This is a genomic window from Mycobacterium sp. BMJ-28 (genome assembly GCF_054404835.1).
Genome location: NZ_CM136783.1, coordinates 5,272,387 through 5,289,467, shown reverse-complemented (window position 1 = coordinate 5,289,467; position 17,081 = coordinate 5,272,387). Strand labels below are relative to the sequence as shown.

The 17,081-nt window shown below is 67.3% G+C and carries 21 protein-coding genes; 14 read left to right on the top strand and 7 right to left on the bottom strand.

All coding sequences use genetic code 11. The features are described from left to right. The first annotated feature begins 15 nt into the window (after positions 1 to 15). The 7 genes from hemC (at position 16) to ACXPWS_RS26265 (ending at position 5,224) form a co-directional block, all read left to right on the top strand. Complete coding sequence (gene hemC / locus ACXPWS_RS26295; RefSeq protein WP_458713701.1) at positions 16 to 951, top strand: hydroxymethylbilane synthase; 936 nt, start codon at positions 16 to 18, stop codon at positions 949 to 951. Further along, on the top strand, positions 948 to 2,603 hold the full coding sequence (locus tag ACXPWS_RS26290) for a bifunctional uroporphyrinogen-III C-methyltransferase/uroporphyrinogen-III synthase (RefSeq protein WP_458709461.1): 1,656 nt from the start codon (positions 948 to 950) through the stop codon (positions 2,601 to 2,603). The genes hemC and ACXPWS_RS26290 overlap by 4 nt, the downstream gene beginning before the upstream one ends. 62 nt (positions 2,604 to 2,665) lie before the next feature. Then, positions 2,666 to 3,598 carry a porphobilinogen synthase gene (gene hemB / locus ACXPWS_RS26285; protein WP_458709460.1) on the top strand — a complete coding sequence of 311 codons (933 nt, stop codon included), beginning with the start codon at positions 2,666 to 2,668 and terminating at the stop codon, positions 3,596 to 3,598. Next, positions 3,595 to 4,023: a hypothetical protein gene (locus ACXPWS_RS26280; protein ID WP_458709459.1), complete on the top strand. Its 429-nt coding sequence runs from the start codon at positions 3,595 to 3,597 to the stop codon at positions 4,021 to 4,023. Before hemB ends, ACXPWS_RS26280 begins: the two co-directional genes overlap by 4 nt. A gap of 12 nt (positions 4,024 to 4,035) precedes the next feature. Next, entirely contained in the window at positions 4,036 to 4,470 is a 435-nt protein-coding gene (locus tag ACXPWS_RS26275; RefSeq protein ID WP_458709458.1) for a hypothetical protein, read from the top strand. Beyond that, complete coding sequence (locus ACXPWS_RS26270) at positions 4,467 to 4,949, top strand: DUF3093 domain-containing protein (protein ID WP_458709457.1); 483 nt, start codon at positions 4,467 to 4,469, stop codon at positions 4,947 to 4,949. Before ACXPWS_RS26275 ends, ACXPWS_RS26270 begins: the two co-directional genes overlap by 4 nt. Further along, a complete protein-coding gene (locus ACXPWS_RS26265; protein WP_458709456.1) occupies positions 4,946 to 5,224 on the top strand; it encodes a hypothetical protein in 279 nt (92 codons plus the stop codon). The genes ACXPWS_RS26270 and ACXPWS_RS26265 overlap by 4 nt, the downstream gene beginning before the upstream one ends. On the opposite strand, the gene ACXPWS_RS26260 is transcribed toward ACXPWS_RS26265, so the two are convergent. Then, on the bottom strand, positions 5,170 to 5,307 hold the full coding sequence (locus ACXPWS_RS26260; RefSeq protein WP_458709455.1) for a hypothetical protein: 138 nt from the start codon (positions 5,305 to 5,307) through the stop codon (positions 5,170 to 5,172). The genes ACXPWS_RS26265 and ACXPWS_RS26260 overlap by 55 nt on opposite strands. A gap of 217 nt (positions 5,308 to 5,524) precedes the next feature. Between ACXPWS_RS26260 and ACXPWS_RS26255 the strand changes: the two genes are divergently transcribed. Genes ACXPWS_RS26255 through ACXPWS_RS26240 form a run of 4 tightly spaced genes read left to right on the top strand, consistent with a single transcriptional unit; the run spans position 5,525 to position 7,720 of the window. After that, a complete protein-coding gene (locus tag ACXPWS_RS26255) occupies positions 5,525 to 6,394 on the top strand; it encodes an oxygenase MpaB family protein (protein ID WP_458709454.1) in 870 nt (289 codons plus the stop codon). Beyond that, positions 6,381 to 6,971, top strand: coding sequence for a TetR/AcrR family transcriptional regulator (locus ACXPWS_RS26250; RefSeq protein ID WP_458709453.1), 591 nt, complete (start codon positions 6,381 to 6,383; stop codon positions 6,969 to 6,971). The genes ACXPWS_RS26255 and ACXPWS_RS26250 overlap by 14 nt, the downstream gene beginning before the upstream one ends. A 49-nt stretch (positions 6,972 to 7,020) precedes the next feature. Next, positions 7,021 to 7,230: a hypothetical protein gene (locus tag ACXPWS_RS26245; protein ID WP_458709452.1), complete on the top strand. Its 210-nt coding sequence runs from the start codon at positions 7,021 to 7,023 to the stop codon at positions 7,228 to 7,230. Beyond that, positions 7,187 to 7,720: a pyridoxamine 5'-phosphate oxidase family protein gene (locus ACXPWS_RS26240; protein WP_458709451.1), complete on the top strand. Its 534-nt coding sequence runs from the start codon at positions 7,187 to 7,189 to the stop codon at positions 7,718 to 7,720. Before ACXPWS_RS26245 ends, ACXPWS_RS26240 begins: the two co-directional genes overlap by 44 nt. Before the next feature lie 47 nt (positions 7,721 to 7,767). Here the strand turns inward: ACXPWS_RS26240 and ACXPWS_RS26235 are convergent, their stop codons facing one another. Together ACXPWS_RS26235 and ACXPWS_RS26230 are read right to left on the bottom strand one after the other, a co-directional pair. Continuing rightward, a complete protein-coding gene (locus ACXPWS_RS26235) occupies positions 7,768 to 8,151 on the bottom strand; it encodes a nitroreductase family deazaflavin-dependent oxidoreductase (protein WP_458709450.1) in 384 nt (127 codons plus the stop codon). A gap of 31 nt (positions 8,152 to 8,182) precedes the next feature. Next, positions 8,183 to 9,337 carry a PE-PPE domain-containing protein gene (locus ACXPWS_RS26230; protein ID WP_458709449.1) on the bottom strand — a complete coding sequence of 385 codons (1,155 nt, stop codon included), beginning with the start codon at positions 9,335 to 9,337 and terminating at the stop codon, positions 8,183 to 8,185. 366 nt (positions 9,338 to 9,703) lie between these two features. On the opposite strand from ACXPWS_RS26230, the gene ACXPWS_RS26225 reads away from it, so the two are divergent. Further along, positions 9,704 to 11,701 carry a prolyl oligopeptidase family serine peptidase gene (locus ACXPWS_RS26225; RefSeq protein WP_458709448.1) on the top strand — a complete coding sequence of 666 codons (1,998 nt, stop codon included), beginning with the start codon at positions 9,704 to 9,706 and terminating at the stop codon, positions 11,699 to 11,701. Positions 11,702 to 11,703: 2 nt separating this feature from the next. Here the strand turns inward: ACXPWS_RS26225 and ACXPWS_RS26220 are convergent, their stop codons facing one another. Both ACXPWS_RS26220 and ACXPWS_RS26215 read right to left on the bottom strand, forming a co-directional pair. Beyond that, positions 11,704 to 12,273, bottom strand: a complete 570-nt coding sequence (locus tag ACXPWS_RS26220; RefSeq protein ID WP_458709447.1) for a TetR/AcrR family transcriptional regulator — start codon at positions 12,271 to 12,273, stop codon at positions 11,704 to 11,706. Positions 12,274 to 12,320: 47 nt separating this feature from the next. Then, on the bottom strand, positions 12,321 to 13,148 hold the full coding sequence (locus ACXPWS_RS26215; RefSeq protein ID WP_458709446.1) for an enoyl-CoA hydratase/isomerase family protein: 828 nt from the start codon (positions 13,146 to 13,148) through the stop codon (positions 12,321 to 12,323). Between the two features lie 184 nt (positions 13,149 to 13,332). Here ACXPWS_RS26215 and ACXPWS_RS26210 point away from each other — a divergent pair, with 184 nt between their 5' ends. Beyond that, positions 13,333 to 14,499 (top strand): serine hydrolase domain-containing protein, encoded by a 1,167-nt coding sequence (locus tag ACXPWS_RS26210; RefSeq protein WP_458709445.1) that lies wholly within the window; start codon positions 13,333 to 13,335, stop codon positions 14,497 to 14,499. A gap of 22 nt (positions 14,500 to 14,521) precedes the next feature. Here ACXPWS_RS26210 and ACXPWS_RS26205 read toward each other — a convergent pair whose 3' ends face one another. Together ACXPWS_RS26205 and ACXPWS_RS26200 are read right to left on the bottom strand one after the other, a co-directional pair. Further along, the gene (locus ACXPWS_RS26205) at positions 14,522 to 15,400 is read right to left on the bottom strand and encodes a TIGR03620 family F420-dependent LLM class oxidoreductase (RefSeq protein WP_458709444.1); all 879 of its coding nucleotides are present in this window, start codon (positions 15,398 to 15,400) and stop codon (positions 14,522 to 14,524) included. Positions 15,401 to 15,445: 45 nt separating this feature from the next. Then, complete coding sequence (locus ACXPWS_RS26200) at positions 15,446 to 16,057, bottom strand: TetR/AcrR family transcriptional regulator (RefSeq protein WP_458709443.1); 612 nt, start codon at positions 16,055 to 16,057, stop codon at positions 15,446 to 15,448. A gap of 115 nt (positions 16,058 to 16,172) precedes the next feature. Between ACXPWS_RS26200 and ACXPWS_RS26195 the strand changes: the two genes are divergently transcribed. Continuing rightward, the gene (locus ACXPWS_RS26195; RefSeq protein WP_458709442.1) at positions 16,173 to 17,081 is read left to right on the top strand and encodes a carbon-nitrogen hydrolase family protein; all 909 of its coding nucleotides are present in this window, start codon (positions 16,173 to 16,175) and stop codon (positions 17,079 to 17,081) included.

The window sequence follows — 17,081 nt, the reverse complement described above, 5'->3', positions numbered from 1 at the left end:
GACGACGTCGACACCGTGATCCGGATCGGCACCAGGGGCAGCCTGCTGGCGACCACCCAGGCCGGTGTCGTCCGCGACGCCCTGATCGCGCGCGGGCATGCCGCGGAGTTGGTCATCATCAGCACCGAAGGTGACCGTTCGCAGGCCCCGATCGCCGAGATCGGCGTGGGGGTGTTCACCGCCGCGCTGCGCGAGGCCTTGGCAACCGACAGGGTCGACGTCTGCGTTCATTCCTATAAAGATTTGCCGACCGCGCCCGACGAGCGCTTCGTGATCGCCGCGATCCCGCGCCGCGAGGACCCCAGGGATGCCCTGGTGGCCCGCGACGGGCTGGTGCTGGGGGAGTTGCCGGCCGGCTCGGTGATCGGGACGTCGAGCCCGCGGCGGGCCGCGCAGCTTAGAGCACTGGGTCTCGGTTTGGAAATTCGCCCCCTACGAGGCAACCTAGACACCAGGTTGAACAGGGTGAGTAGCGGTGATCTCGACGGCGTCGTCGTCGCCCGAGCGGGCTTGGCCCGCATCGGACGGCTGGCTGATGTCTCGGAGTCCCTGGAACCGGTGCAGATGTTGCCGGCACCGGCTCAGGGCGCGCTCGCGGTGGAGTGCCGCGCACGCGACGCGGACCTTGCCGCGGTGCTGGCGGAGTTGGATGACCCCGACACCCGCGCAGCGGTCACCGCAGAACGAGCCCTGCTCGCCGAGCTGGAGGCGGGGTGTTCCGCACCGGTGGGCGCGATCGCGGAAGTGGTCGAGTCCATCGATGAGGAAGGCCGAGTCTTCGAGGAGCTGTCGCTACGCGGATGCGTGGCGGCGCTGGACGGATCCGACGTGATCCGTGCGTCCGGTATCGGGTCCCCCGAGCGGGCCCGGGAGCTGGGGCTCTCGGTGGCTGCGGAGCTGTTCGAACTGGGTGCACGAGACGTGTTGGCAATTGAGCGGAGTGACAGATGACTGGGCACGCAGGGACCCGAGGCCGCAAGACCAAGCCTGGGCGCATCACCTTTGTGGGGTCCGGTCCGGGTGATCCCGGCCTGCTGACCAGCCGGGCCCGGACCGTGTTGGCCAACGCCGCCCTGGTCTTCACCGACCCCGATGTGCCGGACGCGGTGCTGGCCCTGGTCGGTGCCGAATTGCCGCCGCCGTCGGGTCCCCAACCCGATGCCGTGGCCGTCGAAGGCGAAGCCCCGCCGGTCATCCCCGGCGGTCCGGATGTCCGACCCGCGTTGGGTGACGCCGCCGAGGTGGCCAAGACCCTGGCCAGCGAGGCCCGGCACGGCGTCGACGTGGTTCGCCTGGTGGCCGGTGATCCGCTGTCGGTGGATTCGGTGATCACCGAGGTCAACACGCTGGCCCGGACGCACCTGGATTTCGAGATCGTGCCCGGCCTGCCCGTGACCACCGCGGTACCGACCTACGCCGGCCTGCCGCTGGGTTCCTCGCACACCGTCGCCGATGTGCGCGGTGATGTGGACTGGGCGGCGCTGGCCGCCGCGCCCGGCCCGCTGATCCTGCACGCCACCGCATCACACCTGCCCGACGCCGCGCGCACGCTCATCGAGTACGGACTGTCCGAGGGCACGCCCGCCGTCGTCACCGCGCATGGCACCACCTGCCAGCAGCAGTCGGTCGAGACCACGCTTTCGGGCTTGGGGGACAAGGCTATTCAGGCCGCCGCCGATACCACCGGGGGAACTCCCGGGCCACTGGCCGGGCCGCTGGTGGTCACCATCGGCAAGACCGTCGCCAACCGCGCCAAGCTGAACTGGTGGGAGAGCCGGGCCCTGTACGGCTGGACCGTGCTGGTGCCGCGGACCAAGGACCAGGCCGGCGAGATGAGCGACAAGCTGGTCGGCCATGGCGCGCTTCCGGTCGAGGTGCCCACCATCGCCGTCGAGCCGCCACGTAGCCCCGCCCAAATGGAAAGGGCCGTCAAGGGTTTGGTGGATGGCCGGTTCCAGTGGGTGGTGTTCACCTCCACCAACGCCGTGCGTGCGGTGTGGGACAAGTTCAACGAGTTCGGCCTGGATGCGCGTGCGTTCTCCGGGGTGAAGATCGCCTGTGTCGGTCAGGCCACCGCGGACCGGGTGCGCGCCTTCGGTATCAACCCGGAACTGGTGCCCGCCGGCGAACAATCGTCGATCGGTTTGCTCGACGAATTCCCGGAGTATGACGATATTTTCGATCCGGTGAACCGGGTGCTGCTGCCGCGTGCCGACATTGCCACCGAGACGCTGGCCGAAGGTCTGCGCGAGCGCGGCTGGGAGATCGAGGACGTCACCGCGTACCGGACGGTGCGGGCCGCTCCGCCGCCGGCGCACACCCGCGAGATGATCAAGACCGGTGGGTTCGACGCGGTCTGCTTCACCTCCAGCTCCACGGTGCGCAACCTCGTCGGTATCGCCGGTAAACCGCATGCCCGCACCATCGTGGCCTGCATCGGACCCAAGACTGCCGAGACCGCAGCGGAATTCGGCCTCCGGGTCGATGTGCAGCCCGAGACCGCCGCGGTCGGACCGCTGGTCGAGGCGCTCGCCGAGCATGCCGCCCGGCTGCGCGCCGAGGGTGCGCTGCCGCCGCCGCGGAAGAAGAGCCGCAGGCGCTGACCGGAGATCCCGACACCGTGTTTCCACGACATCGGCCCCGCCGGTTGCGCAGCACTGCCGCCATGCGGCGGCTGGTTGCGCAGACCTCGTTGGAGCCAAGGCATCTGGTGCTACCGATGTTCGTGGCCGACGGTTTGACGGAGCCGCGGCCCATCGGGTCGATGCCCGGGGTCTATCAGCACACCCGTGATTCGCTGCGCCGCGCGGCCGCCGAGGCGGTGGCCGCCGGAGTCGGCGGGCTCATGCTGTTCGGGATTCCGCGTGACGAGGACAAGGACGCCACCGGATCGGCCGGCGTCGCCGATGACGGCATCCTGAACGTGGCGCTGCGGGACCTGGCCGCCGACCTCGGGGACGCGACGGTGCTGATGGCCGATACCTGCCTGGACGAGTTCACCGACCATGGGCACTGCGGGATCGTGGATGTACGCGGCCGGGTCGACAATGACGCGACAAACACTCGCTACGTGGAACTTGCTGTCGCGCAAGCCAATTCAGGTACGCATGTGGTCGGTCCGAGCGGAATGATGGACGGCCAGGTGGCGGCCATCCGGGACGGACTGGACGCGGCAGGGCACACCGATGTCGCGATCCTGGCCTACGCGGCGAAGTTCGCCTCGGCCTTCTACGGGCCGTTCCGCGAGGCGGTGTCCTCCAGTCTGGTCGGCGACCGGCGCACCTATCAGCAGGACCCGGGCAATGCCCGCGAGGCCGTGCACGAGATCGAACTGGATCTCGATGAGGGCGCCGACATCATCATGGTCAAGCCGGCCATGAGCTACCTGGATGTGGTGCGCGCCGCGGCGGATATCTCGCCGGTCCCGGTGGCGGCCTATCAGATCTCCGGTGAGTACTCGATGATCTGCGCCGCCGCGGCCAACGGCTGGATCGACCTGCAGGCCGCTGCGCTGGAGTCGCTGGTCGGCATCCGGCGGGCCGGAGCCGACATCGTGCTCACCTACTGGGCAGCCGACGTCGCCGGCTGGCTGGCGTGACCCCACCTGACCAACCGGCCGAACGTCCCGACGGCCGCCCCGAGGATGTCGTCACGGGATTCTGGCTCTGGATGACGGCCCTGCCGCTGATGGTGATCGCCAACGTGATCGACGCCGTGACGGCGCCGTCACCCAAGACGCCCGGGGTCGCCTACGCCGTCACGGCGTTGTTCCTGGTGGTCGTGACCGCGCTGGTGGTGACGTTCGCGTTGCTGATGCGCTCGGGCTACCGGTGGGCCCGCACCCTGCTCACCTCGGGTGGTCTGACCGCGGTGCTGTATTCGCTCACCAGCCTGTTCACCGTGGACCGCGGCACGGCGGCGGCGCTGGGGTATGCGGTGTGCGCGATCGTCGGTTCGGTGCTGATCGTCGGCGGTGTGTACTTGCTGCACCGCCGGGCCAGCCACGAGTACTTCACCCGTTAGGCTGGCCCGACCATGCCAACAGCACCACGTCCACGGATCATCACCATCGCGTTCTGGCTGACGATGATCGGTGCGGTACTGCTGCTGGCCGGCGGAATCCTCGGCATCACCACGTCGCTGACCACCTCCCCGAGCGCGTTCCCGGATTCGCTGGGAGCGGGGCAGGTGCACCGGATCCTGCTGATGCACGCCGGTGTCGGGGCGGTGCTGGCAGTCGCGGGCCTTGGGCTCAGTTTTCTCGCCGGGCGGACCCGCAACGGCGACAAACGGTTCCGCCGGGCGCTGGCCGCACTGGCCGGCACCGTGGTCTTCATCGTGTTCCTGCTGGCCTTGTTCGCGCCCTACAACCTTGAGCTGCTCGCGCTGATCGGGGTGGTGCCGGTCGCGGTCGGTGCCACCCTGTTCACCCGGCCCGCCGCCGCGGACTGGTTCGAGGATCCGTCGTGACCTCCGCGGATCATCAGGTCGGGCCCGAGGTGCTGTTCTACGAGCCCGGTGCGAGCTGGTGGTGGCTGCTGGTCGGGCCTGCCTCGGGGCTCGCGATGGCGCTCATCCAGTTGACCGGGGGCGGCGGTGTGCAATTGGGCGTCCCCGCGTTGTTCCTGGTATTGGTGAGCGGCTTCCTGGCGATCCAGATCAAGGCCGCCCGGATCCACACCTCCGTGGAGCTGACCCCGACCACCCTGCGCCAGGGCACCGAGACCATCGACACCGCGGACATCGTGCGGATCTTCCCGGAGGCGAAGGGTGCGGCCGCCGAGCAGTGGCAGTCCTACCGTGCACTCGGCGAGCTCAGCGGGGTGCCACGGGGCCGAACCGGCATCGGGCTCAAGATGACCGACGGGCGCTCCGGGCAGGCCTGGGCCCGTCGGCACCGCACCCTGCGGGCGGCGCTGAACGGCGTGGTGGGGGAGCCGGCCCTGTGAACCGCCGTGCCGTCCTCGAACTCGTGCTGGCCGTCGCCGCATTGGTGGGCTGCGTGCTGAGCTGGCAGGCGGCCGGTCACACCGCTCAGGTGGCCCCCATCCTGGAGGGCGAGCCGGCGACGACGTCGGTGGTGTACTACCCGCCGCTGATCGTGCTGGCGCTGGTGCTGGCCACCGCGGCCGGCGTGCTGGCGGTGCTGGGTGTCGCGCGGCTACGGCGTCAGCGCAGTGCCACGACGTTGGCGGCGCCCTCGCCGATCCCCGGCCGCCCGTAGTCGGCGGCGATGGCGCCGAAGTCGTGCACGTCGACGGTCCAGCCGGAGCCGCGCAACAGCTGCGCCCACGGGTCTTCGTCCAAGCGATCGGTCCTGCCTGTCTCGGTGGCGCGGATCATCGCCACCCCGACAGCGGTCAGGGCCGGGCCGGGCCGGGCAGGTCCATCGGGAACTCCTCTCGGTCTGATCCGAGCCTACGAAGCCCGGTGTCGGGCGGCCATGACCGATGGGGAGGGCCGCGGCCGGGTGACGTCCGCCACACGCCTTGGAACAAAGTGCAGAATCTGTAACACTGTACCCATGACTGAACTCGCCGAGCAGCCGCAGCAGGTCGACGCATTGCCGTTGGGCCCCGATTCGCTGGTGTGGAAATACTTCGGCGACAACCGGATGTATCTGATCGGGCCCCGCCCCGCCGTCCTGCAGAACATGCTGGCTGAACTGGGCCAGGGCGTGCTGGACCACTCGGTGTTCTTCGCCGACACCGCCGCACGCGTCAAGCGGTCGATCCCGCCGATCATGATGACGGTGTACGGCTCCGACGACGACAACCCCGGCCAGAAGGTGCGTGATTTCCATAAGGGCATCAAGGGTGAGATGCCCAGCCAGGACGGACAACCGTCCGCGCGCTATCACGCACTTGATCCGGAAACCTACTACTGGGCGCACGCCACCTTCGTCGAGCAGGTGCTCTACTTCGCCGATACGTTCGTCAAACGGTTGAGCGACGACGAGAAGGAGCGGATCTATCTGGAGTCCAAGGCCTGGTACCGCCGTTACGGCGTGAGTGACCGCGCCATGCCCGCCACCTATGCCGGGTTCGTCCAGTACTGGGACCGGATGATGGGCGAGATCGTGGTGGGCCACAAGATCGCCAAGTACGGTGTCGGTTATGTCACCAAGGGATTTCCCAAGCCCAAGGGCGTCTCGCCGCTGGCTTGGAAATTGATTGCGCCGGTGTTCAATCCGATGGCAGCATTCCTCACCACCGGCGGCCTGCCGCCGCGGGCTCGCGACCTGCTCGACCTGCCTTGGAGTGATCGTCAGGAGCGCAACTACCAGCGCTTCGCCGCCTTCTGGCGCTCCCGGCCGGTGAACTGGGTGTGGGACCGGCTGCCGATGTCGGTGCGCTACAACAAGTTCGCGCAACGGGGTTATGCCCGCTCCTGACGCCACCGAACTGATCCTCGACGCCGCGCTCGTCGAGTTCGAACGGCACGGCTTCCGCCGCGTCGCCCTCGATGATGTCGCCAAACGTGCCGGCGTCAGCCGCACCACCATCTACCGCCGGTTCAGCAATCGCGACGACCTGGTGGGCGCGGTGATCGAGCGGGAAAATGTGGCGCTGTTCGCCGATATCGCGCAGGAGCTCAAATCTGCTGGGCCACAATCGAATTACTATACCGAGGCGTTCACCCTGTCGATTCTGCGGTTCCGCAGGCACCGGGTGCTCAACCGGATGATGGTCGACGAACCCGCGCTGGTGATGGAGTTGATGCACCGGCACTACGGCGCGGCGGTCGAGCGGATGGCCGATGCGCTGCGGGTGATCTTCCCGCCCGGTTTCGCCGAACGGATCGGCGAACCCACCGTCAACGAGTTGGCCGACACCATCCTGCGTTATGCCGCAATGGTTCTACTGCTGCCGAGCGTGGAACCGCTGCAGACCGCCGACGACATCCGGGCGTTCGCCACCAAGCATTTCCTGCCCAGCCTGCCGGCGACGCTGCGGACCGTATCGGCCTGAGGCCACCCTGGCAGTGTTTGGCGAATCACAGTTTCGGGCAGCCCTAGGTATGACTACCGAAAAGCCGGTGCCTGCCCAAGAGGCGCCAGAGGTCACCGAGGAGCACCACCGAAAAGCCGAAGACGTGATGAAGTCCTACGACGACACCCGTCCGACCGTCACGCTGCCCGGCAGCCATGGCACCGTCTCGGGCACCGCCGTCAACGACTGGCTCGATGACGACGGCAATCCCATCGAAGGCGGGCCCAAAAAGAACTAACGTGGCTGGTGTGACTTCGCTGGAACGAATAGCGCCCGCGTTCATCGAGATGGCGCACTCGATCGTGTGGGCCTCGGTGGCCACCGTGGACGCCGACGGTCAGCCCCGCAGCCGGATCCTGCACCCGGTGTGGGAATGGGACGGCACCGATCTGTTCGGCTGGATCGCGACCGCCCCCACCCCGGTGAAGAAGGCGCACCTGGCGGTGCATCCGTACGTTTCGGTGAGCTATTGGTCACCCGAGCAGAACACCTGCAGCACCGAAGCCCTGGTGGAGTGGTACACCGACGACGAGACCCGCGCGCAGGTGTGGGACAAATTCGCCAACGGTCCGGCCCCGGTCGGCTATGACCCCAGCATCATCCCGGGCTGGGACGGTCCGACGTCGCCGTCGTTCGCGGTGCTGCGGCTGACGCCCTACCGGATCCGGGTGATGCCCGCTTCGGCGATGCTCACCGGCGTGGGCGACGTGCTCACCTGGCACGGCTGATCGGACGATTGGGCCTTCTTCGATGACAGCGAGGGCGACCGGAAGTACTAGGCCGCACGGGTGAGCAGTACCGCCTGTTCGAACGGCAGCCGGGCGAACAGGAAACGTACCGGCCCGGTCACCTTCTCGGCCGCCACGGCCTTGGTGACCACCACCGGGTCGGCGTAGTCGGCGCTGCGTCCGCCCCGTTTGATGGTCGCACCGCCGGCGGCGGTGATGTTCTTCAGCCAGTCCCGGTCGGGCCCGTAAGTGAGCAGGATGGCGACGCCGTCGCGCGTGCTGAACACCGAAAGCGGTGTGCGATAAGGTTTTCCGGACTTTCGGCCGAAGTGCTCGAGAATTGCCATGGTCGGCAGCCAGCCCGCCCACAGTCGTTGGATCGGGTTGGTGACATGGCGGTTGAACCGGGCCAGCCACTGCGGCAGTTGCATACCTTGATCAAACCCCGGTAGGGGGTCTACCTCAAGCCCCGGTGGGGGGAGCGGTCTTCGGTGCCGATGCGGAATCTTCGGCGGACCGGTGACCGCGGCTGGGAAGCGCCGTCTTGGTCGAGCGTGTTCGCGGTGGTGGCGTGCCGGCGGAACCGGTGTCGGGCACCGCGCGGGAGCCCCGGCTCTTGCCCTGGGTTGGCGTCGGGATGCCGAGCATCGACCTGATCCGGTCGACCCCTGATTTCGCAACGCGCCGCGGTGGTTTCGGAACTGCTGACGCCGCGTGCGTGACCTGCGCATCCGGCACCGCGTCGTCGGTACTGGACTTGCCGGCCGGCGCGCTGTCCTCGGGTGCCGGCGGGCGGACAGAGTAGGAGCTGTCGACGCGCGGGCGCAGCCATTTGTCGACCAGCGTGGTGTTGATGCCCACGTCGCGCAGCGGTTGGGTGATGGGCAGCCCGGTGGTCGGCACAACGTAGTGCGTGGTGGTGCCGCCCACGGCGTTGACCTTGACGGTCTTCACCGTGCCCGGCTTCCTCGGGTCGGCCTCAGGACCGTAGAACGGGTGCACGTAGGCCACCCCCATCAGCGCGTTCATCACCGACAGCGCGGTCGGGCGGTCCGGCCAGTCCGACAGGCCGTCGTACTCACGCACGATTTCGGTGGTGTCGTAGGGCGTCGGCAACGGACCCGGCGGCACGGACAGCCACAGCAGCGGATTCTTTGCGACGACGCCCCCGGTGTGATTCATCGGGTCACCGAAGGTCACGAACGACAGATCGGTTCGCGGACGAGCGGGCGTGACCTGCAGGGCGAGCGACTGTTTGACGTAGTCGAGCACGATCGCGCCTTGGCTGACGCCGGCCAGGGTGATCTTGATGCCGTCGGGAACCGCCGCCAGTTGCGAGTTGACCCCACTGGCGCCAAAGGCCGAGTCGAGCGCGAACAGCAGGCCGGCTGGGTACCCGACGCCGGTGATCGGGCCGGCGCCGTCGAGGTAACCGTCGGCAAGGCCGAGCGCTTCCTGCGCGACCGGAACCGTGTTGCACAGGCAGGTGCCGCGCAGGTAGAACGCCGCGACATCGGGGTCATCGCGGTCGGCCGCCCGCGCGGCGGGCGCTGCGCCGGCCGTGAGAAACAGTGCGGTCGCAAAACCCGCAGCGGTGAGGCGCTTGGTGGAGTGCACGGCAAGACCTTTCAGCGGATGCGACGTAAGGCGTTCATCGTTTGGTACGGCCGTACAGATATCGACGATCGAAAAAATATCACGGTTGGCCGGTTCGGGCTGCCCGAGCGGTGTGGCCTGGACAACATTCCAGGCGTTCGGCTCCGAGGGTGGGATGTGTTACAGCACAACGACGCTCACCCATATGTTGGCCTGGCGTTCATCTACGCGTTTTGGCCGATGATCCGCCCCGGTCGATGTCGCATCGTTGACGTGGTCCGGACTACGTGGGCAGTTGGTCAAAGTCACCTGTCCGGTGGACCTGCGGACTAGGCTGCGGGCACCCACCGTCGGTCGATTCGACGGCGGCTCAGAGGGAGCGTTCTGATGGATGATCCGCACTTATGGCTCGAGGCCACCGGCGACGAACCGGTGACGCAATGGGTGCAGCGACATAATGAGCTGACCCGGGCCCGGTTGTCGGGTGAACGTTTCGAACGGATGCGCGCCGATGTGCTCGACGTGTTCGACTCCGACACCCGGATCCCCGGGGTGGTGCGACAAGGCGACTACCTCTACAACTTCTGGCAGGACGCGCTGCACCCGCGGGGGCTCTGGCGGCGCACCACCTTGGCGGAGTATCGCAAGGACGCACCCGAGTGGGATGTGGTCATCGATGTCGATGCGCTGGCTGCCGCCGAAGACGAGAACTGGGTGTGGGCCGGCGCCGGGATCAATGCACCCGGTTACACCCGCGCCATCGTCGCATTGTCCCGGGGTGGCGGTGACTCCACCGTGATACGCGAATTCGACATGCTGACAAGGCAGTTCGTCGTCGACGGCTTCAACCTGCCGGAGGCCAAAAGTGATATCGACTTCGAAGACGATGACACCGTGCTGGTTGGTACCGATTTCGGTGAAGGCTCCATGACCGAGTCAGGGTATCCACGCGTGATCAAGCGGTGGCGGCGCGGGACGGCGCTCGAGGATGCCGAGACCGTCTTCTCCGGCTCGCCGGGCGACGTCGGAGTCAGCATGTCGGTCAGCGCCGATCCCGGATTCGAGCGCACGTTCATCGTGCGGAGGGTCGATTTCTACCACAAGGAGACCTACGCGCTACGTGACGGTGAGTTGGTCCGCATCGATATCCCGACCGACTGCAGCATGGGCACGCACCGCCAGTGGGCGATGCTCCTGCTGGTTTCGGACTGGGCCAGGGGTGACACCACCTATAAGGCCGGTGCCATGCTCATCGTCGACTATGAGGAACTCCTCGCCGGGACCGCCGAACCCCATGTGGTGTTCGACCCCGACTGTGAAGAATTTCTGGCCGGAGGCGCGTTCACCGGCGACAAATTCCTGACCATCAAGCTGCGCGACGTGGCCACCGTCGTGGAGGTAGTCACCCCGGGCAGCTGGGAGTTCGAGCCGTTGCCGGGGGTACCCGAGAACGCCACAGTCGGTGTTGTCGGAATCGACCCGTTCGGTGACGAGATCTTCCTCAGTGCGGTCGGCTTCGACCAGCCGCCGCGGCTGCTGCACGGGGCGTCGGCGGGACCGGTCAGTCAGATCAAGTCCGCACCGGCGCTCTTCGATGCCGAGGGTCTGGTCGTCACCCAACGCTTCGCCACTTCCGCCGACGGCACCAGGATCCCGTATTTCCTGGTGTCACACCGTGATTCGACCGGCCCGCGCCCCACCCTGCTGGATGGTTACGGCGCTTTCAGGATGGCCCAACTACCCGGCTACCACGGTCCGATGGGCCGGACCTGGCTGTCCCGCGGCGGCAACTATGCGCTGGCGAATATCCGCGGCGGCGGGGAGTACGGGCTGGCCTGGCACGAGCAGGCCGTGCGCGCGAACCGGCACAAGGTGGCCGAGGACTTCGCCGCTGTGGCAGAGGATCTGGTCGCGACGGGTATCACGACCGCCGGGCAACTGGGCGCCATGGGCGGCAGTGCGGGCGGACTGCTAATCGGGGTCATGCTGACGCAATATCCGCAACTGTTCGGTGCGTTGGTCTGCCGAAATCCGCTACTGGACATGCGCCGCTTCAACCGGCTGCTGGCCGGTGCCTCCTGGACGGCCGAGTTCGGTGATCCCGACGATCCGGCCGACTGGGAATTCATCGCGAAATACTCGCCCTACCACAATATCTGCGCCGATCGCGGCTATCCGCCGGTGCTCATCACCACGTCCACCAACGACGACCGGGTGCATCCGGGACATGCACGCAAGATGACCGCCGCGCTGGAAGCCGCGGGACACCGGGTGCTCTATTACGAGAACACCGAAGGTGGCCACGCAGGCGCCTCGAACAACGCCCAAGCGGCGGTCGAGCGCGCGATGCGCTACGAGTTCTTGATCCAAACCCTGTATCCCTAGCCTCAAAGATCCTTGAGTGCGGCCGCGGTGTCGGACAGGATGTCATCGGAGAGCTTCCCTTCGCCGACCGCTCGCGCCATGGCGATGGCGCCGACCAGTGCGCTGAGTATCAGGCAGGCGCGACGGCGGTCAGCGGCGGGATCCGAACTCGGTGTCAACCCGGCCAGAAGCTCGAGGTACTGCTCGACTTGGTGTCCGTAGGCCGTGCGGGGACGGTCATCGGCGCGCGAGATGTCCTCGGCCAGTGCGGCCACCGCGCATCCGGCCTCCGGCTGATCGCGGTGGGCACGACTCAGGTAGTCGTCGACGATCGCCTCCAGCGCCGCTCTGCCACCTCGGGCGGCCGTATCCACCGTCCGCTCACTTCCTTGGGCCAAGGCACGCTCCACCGCGGCGGCGACCAGATCCTCTCGGGACTCGAAGTGTCGGTAGAAGCCGCCGTGGGTGAGGCCGGCTTCCCGCATCAGCTCTGCGACACCGACACCTTTGATGCCGTTACGGCGCATCCGGGCTGACGCGATGTCGACGATTCGGTCGTGGCTTGCCGCCTTGTCTGCCTGCGAACTACCCACGAGTGGACCTCCGACTTCCGATGCGACGTCGGTTCGATGCTATCGGTCTAGGTGCCGAGATCGGCCAGGTAGTGGCTGAAGCGAGCCTCGAAGTCGGCACCCACTTCACCGGCTTTGCGACGGATTGTGGCCCCCCGTTCCGCTACGGTCGGCCAGGAGAACGCGTCGAGGAAAGCGTCCTGAGTTTGCAACAGGTCGTCGGCGGTAGGCAGTGTCCTGCGGTTGATCAGCCGCTTCGCCTCGGCCAGCGCGGGTTTGTCGAACGACGCGATGCGCCGAGCGAGGTTGTCGACGTATGCGTCGAGCTCATCGTCTGGCAACGCACGGTTGACCCAGCCGTAGTCCGCTGCCGTGGCGGCGTCGAAATCGTCACTGCCCAGGACGATTTCCAGCGCCCTGGCTCGCCCTACGAGAAGGGGTAGCCGTTCGATCCCGCCGCCGCCGGGGAAAACGCCTGCGCCTACTTCGATTTGGGCAAAGATCGCTCGCTCCAGGCTGGCGAAACGCATGTCACATGCCAACGCAATCTCCGAACCACCACCGCGCGTGCGGCCCCGGATTGACGCGATGGTCACGACCGACGAGTTGGCCAACCGGGTGGTGGCGTCGATGAACGTCGGCAGGCCGGTCGGGCCGGGCGCCAACGGGAAATCCGCAACCCGGGACACGTCGTAGTGATTGATGAAGAAGTCGGGGTCAGCACTGTCGAGCACGACCACCTGCAAGGCGTCCTCGGACTCGATGAGGCCGATCAGCTGCTGTAGCTGCAGAAGGGTGTCCGGATCGCACAGATTGATCGGCGGGTTGCTGAACGTCACCCGCCAGTAGCCCGTCGACACCTCGGTGATCGTGAACTGGGTCAGTGGAGCGGTCATCGCAGTTTCCTTTGTTCTGGGGCATCGCGCACCGGAAGTGTCGGGTGCGCCGCGCATTTCACGCTTGACAATGAGGATGATGCACATCATCCTCATTGTCAAGCGTGCTACCGAGACGCTGCTCGACCGCTGGACGCGCGAATTTCGCTACAGCGGCTGAATGCCACTACGAAGGGGCCCGTACATGACAACTGCCACACATGCGCTCGGCATCGACACCGAACGACTATCGCTGCTGCCGGCGGCCATCAGGGCCGACATCGACGCTGAGAAGTACGACGGGGCTGTGGTCCTGGTCGCCCGCCACGGCGAGGTCGTTCTCCACGAGGCGATCGGATTCGCCGACCGGGCGGCCCGGCGCCCGGTGCAACTCGACTCGGTCTTCGTCACGATGTCGATGTTCAAGCCGATGACCAGCTCCGCGGTGCTCCAATTCATCGATCGCGGGCAGATCTCCTTCACCACGCAGGTCCGCGAAGTCATTCCGGAGTACGCGGCCAACGGCAAGGGCAACACCACCATTGCTGATCTTCTGTTGCACAAGGCAGGGCTGCCTCTGGGGGCGCCACTCCCGCCCGAAGTGTTGGGCGACATCGAGGCGACCACCGCCGCGGTGTGCAATATGGTCCCGCAATCGGTTCCCGGGACCACCATCAGCTATTCGGCGGTGCTCGGACATAGCGTCCTGGCCGAGATCGTGCGCCGATTGGACGGCGGCAGCCGCACTTTCGGTCAGATCTTGAACGACGAGCTGATCGAGCCGCTCGGCATGTTCGACACGTCACTCGGTGCCGGGCTCCGGGCGCATCTTGCCGACCGGGCGGTTCCCCTGGTGGTCCGTGACCGCGGACCTGCGCTCTTTGCTCCCGAATTGGTGGAGGGAGTTGGGGCTGCGGCCGCCATCGAGGGCGTGGAGATTCCAGCCGGTGGCGCCTTCACCACCGCGGCGGACTGGCTCCGCTTTGCGGAGGCTTTGCGGCGCGGCGGTGAACTCGACGGGGTCCGCGTGCTGAGTCCGGCCATCCTGCGGCTGGCCACCACCATTGCCACCGGCGATCTCCCGAACAGTCTGTGGGATTACACGCGTCAAATGCGCGGGTGGCCAGAGATGCCCGCGAATCTGGGACTGGGCTTCTACGTACGCGGACACGGGGTCTTCATGCATCCGTTCGGGGTGCTGTCTTCGCCGCGAACATTCGGCGGAATTGGTTCGGGCTCAACGTGTTTCTGGGTCGATCCGGAACATGAGATCTCCTACGTCTTTCTGTCTGCCGGTCTGTTGGAGGACTCGTACAGCTCCGAGCGCCATCAGCGCTACGCAGACCTCGTTCAATCGGCCGTCATGGACTGAGCACCAGGGCCGCAGACCGAAACTAAAGCTGTAGGTTGGCGGCGAACAATTCGAGGGCCGGGAACGGGTCGTCGGCGGTGGGCAAGGGCATGATGGCCACGTGGTCGGCGCCGGCCGCGAAATGCTGGCCGATCCGTTGGAGGCTGCCGGCCACTCCGTCGAGCGGTACCAGCGCCTGCAGTAATTCTTCACTCGGCTCGTCGCCGACCTTCAGGTCGGGGAACCCGTTCTCCCGCAGATTGCGCACGTAATTCTGCAGGCCGAGGTAGAACGACGAATGCTGCTGGGCGACAGAACGATTCACGTCGGGGTCATCGTTCGTGGCGACGAGTTGCACCACCGCCAACGTGGGTTCGGTCCCTAGTGTCGCTCGCGCCTTCTTGGTGTGGTCGACGGTCGTGAAATAGGGGAGTGCGCCGGCGGTTTTGTCTCTGGACAGCTCCAATACCTTTGAGCGCAACGCCGCGAGAATGATCTGATCGCCGGGGACACCGAGCTCGAGCAACCGGTCTACGTACTGGGTCAGAGCGGGAAACGGTTTCTGGTAGACGTCGCCGGACATCTCCCGGTGTCCGATGCCGACGCCGAGTACGAACCGTCCCGGATGGCGGCCGTCCACCCGGTGGAAGGCTTCCGCCACGATGTCGGCATCCTCCGCCCACACGTTCACGATCGCGGTGCCGACCGTGATCGAGTCCGATTCGGCGAGCAAAGCTTCCGGGATCTGCAAGTCGCCCGGTGCGTTGCCGGCGATCCACGCCGTCCCATATCCAATTTCTTCGAGGCCCTTCACCCGTGACGCGAGGAACCGTGTCTCGAAGTCCTGAACGAGTAGGTATGCGCCGTAGCGTCCGAGCCGGGGAGTCGACATACGAGGTGCCAGCACCGCTTCGTCACGCATTATTCCTCGCTGAGGGCCAGTCGACGCGCGGGCGAAGCTGTACAACTAGCCGGCGCGCGCGGCCGCGTCGACGCCGGTGACCAGCTGTGCGTGCCGCACCAGCAGGTCGTGCACGTGCTCGGCGGTGGCCGCCTCCGAAAGCACCTCGATGCCGTAGCCGTCCTCGAGGGCGACGAAGCCGCGGGCCAGGAACGCGGCGTCGTCGACCAGGTGGAACTCGCCGCTCGCGGAGCCCTCCTCCAGGATCTGCCGGTAGAGCTCGGCCTGATCGGCGACGAACCGGCGCTGCTGCTGGTTCGCGCTCTCGTTGCGGAACGTCACGGGCAGCAGCTCGTAGAGCAGCCGGCTGGTCATCTCGGCCTCACCGGGAAACGGGACGCCCGACCGGATGCAGGCCTGCAGCCGCGGCCACGCTCCCTGTACCGCGTCGACGCTCTCGCGCCGGTGCACGATGTAGGTGCGGGTGCCGCGCTCGAAGACGGCGGCCAGCAGCTCGGCCAGGTCGGGGTAGTAGTAGAGCACCGAGGCCGGGGTCAGTCCCGCCTCGGCCGCCACGTCCCGCAACCGCGCGTTCGCCGCCCCCCGGCTGATCACCGCCTGCGCCGCCGCCTCGACCAGCTGGGCCCGTCGTGCGGCCTGGTCGCGAGGTCGGGGCATGGCTCCATCGTGGCACAGGGTCCGCGCGGGCCGGCTGCACCCGTTGACCGTTCGTCATTAGTTATCTAAAGTTTGTTTAACTTAAATGTGACCGGCACCACGGAAGGGCCTTTCCATGTCAGCACCACTTTCGATCGCGCTCGTGCAGGCGCCCGCTCTACCCACGCGCGACCTCGAGAGGTTCGCCGCCGACGTGCGCACCCTGGTCGCGCAGCGGCCCGGCCTACGCCTCCTCGTCTTCCCCGAACTGCACCTGGACACCCCGGCCGCGGAGCCCGGTGCCGCGGCCGTCAACCCGCGCGACCTGGCCGAGCCGATCGACGGCGCGCGCGGCACCGCGCTGGCAGCCCTCGCCGGCGAACTCGGGATCTGGCTGGTCCCCGGCAGCGTGTACGAGCTCGGCGACGACGGGCTGGTCCACAACACGACTCCGGTGTACTCGCCGGCGGGCGAGCGCGTCGCGGCGTATCGCAAGATCGCCCCGTGGCGCCCGTACGAGACGGTGGCCCCGGGTACCGACTTCGTCGTCTTCGACATCCCCGAGCACGGCCGCATCGGGCTGACCATCTGCTACGACGCCTGGTTCCCCGAGATCGCCCGCCAGCTCACCTGGCTCGGCGCCGACCTCATCCTCAACGTGGTGCAGACACCGACCGTGGACCGCGAACAGGAGGTCGTGCTGGCCCGGGCCAACGCGATCGTCAACCAGGTCTTCGTCGCCAGCGTCAACGCGGCCGGTCCGACCGGCATCGGCCGCAGCCTGCTCGTCGATCCCGAGGGCCGGGTCCGCACCCAGGTGCCGGGCGCCGAGACGGCCGTGCTCACCGACGTCCTCGACCTCGGCGAGGCCGCCCGCGTACGCCGCCACGGCACCGCCGGCCTCAACCGGCTGTGGGAACAGTTCCGCCCCGGCGACACCCCGGTCGCGCTGCCGCTCTACGGGGGGAAGATCGACCCCGAGACCTGGGGCGCCGGTCACGGCGCCGCCGACCGTGCCGTCACCGGCGCCGAAGGGCGGTCCTGA

Coding starts and splice junctions, on each gene's coding strand:
- ACXPWS_RS26290 (WP_458709461.1), top strand. CDS start 948: ATGACTGGGCACGCAGGGACCCGAGGCCGCAAGACCAAGCCTGGGCGC.
- hemB (WP_458709460.1), top strand. CDS start 2,666: ATGCGGCGGCTGGTTGCGCAGACCTCGTTGGAGCCAAGGCATCTGGTG.
- ACXPWS_RS26275 (WP_458709458.1), top strand. CDS start 4,036: ATGCCAACAGCACCACGTCCACGGATCATCACCATCGCGTTCTGGCTG.
- ACXPWS_RS26255 (WP_458709454.1), top strand. CDS start 5,525: ATGACTGAACTCGCCGAGCAGCCGCAGCAGGTCGACGCATTGCCGTTG.
- ACXPWS_RS26250 (WP_458709453.1), top strand. CDS start 6,381: ATGCCCGCTCCTGACGCCACCGAACTGATCCTCGACGCCGCGCTCGTC.
- ACXPWS_RS26245 (WP_458709452.1), top strand. CDS start 7,021: ATGACTACCGAAAAGCCGGTGCCTGCCCAAGAGGCGCCAGAGGTCACC.
- ACXPWS_RS26240 (WP_458709451.1), top strand. CDS start 7,187: ATGACGACGGCAATCCCATCGAAGGCGGGCCCAAAAAGAACTAACGTG.
- ACXPWS_RS26235 (WP_458709450.1), bottom strand. CDS start 8,151: ATGCAACTGCCGCAGTGGCTGGCCCGGTTCAACCGCCATGTCACCAAC.
- ACXPWS_RS26225 (WP_458709448.1), top strand. CDS start 9,704: ATGGATGATCCGCACTTATGGCTCGAGGCCACCGGCGACGAACCGGTG.
- ACXPWS_RS26215 (WP_458709446.1), bottom strand. CDS start 13,148: ATGACCGCTCCACTGACCCAGTTCACGATCACCGAGGTGTCGACGGGC.
- ACXPWS_RS26210 (WP_458709445.1), top strand. CDS start 13,333: ATGACAACTGCCACACATGCGCTCGGCATCGACACCGAACGACTATCG.
- ACXPWS_RS26205 (WP_458709444.1), bottom strand. CDS start 15,400: ATGCGTGACGAAGCGGTGCTGGCACCTCGTATGTCGACTCCCCGGCTC.
- ACXPWS_RS26200 (WP_458709443.1), bottom strand. CDS start 16,057: ATGCCCCGACCTCGCGACCAGGCCGCACGACGGGCCCAGCTGGTCGAG.
- ACXPWS_RS26195 (WP_458709442.1), top strand. CDS start 16,173: ATGTCAGCACCACTTTCGATCGCGCTCGTGCAGGCGCCCGCTCTACCC.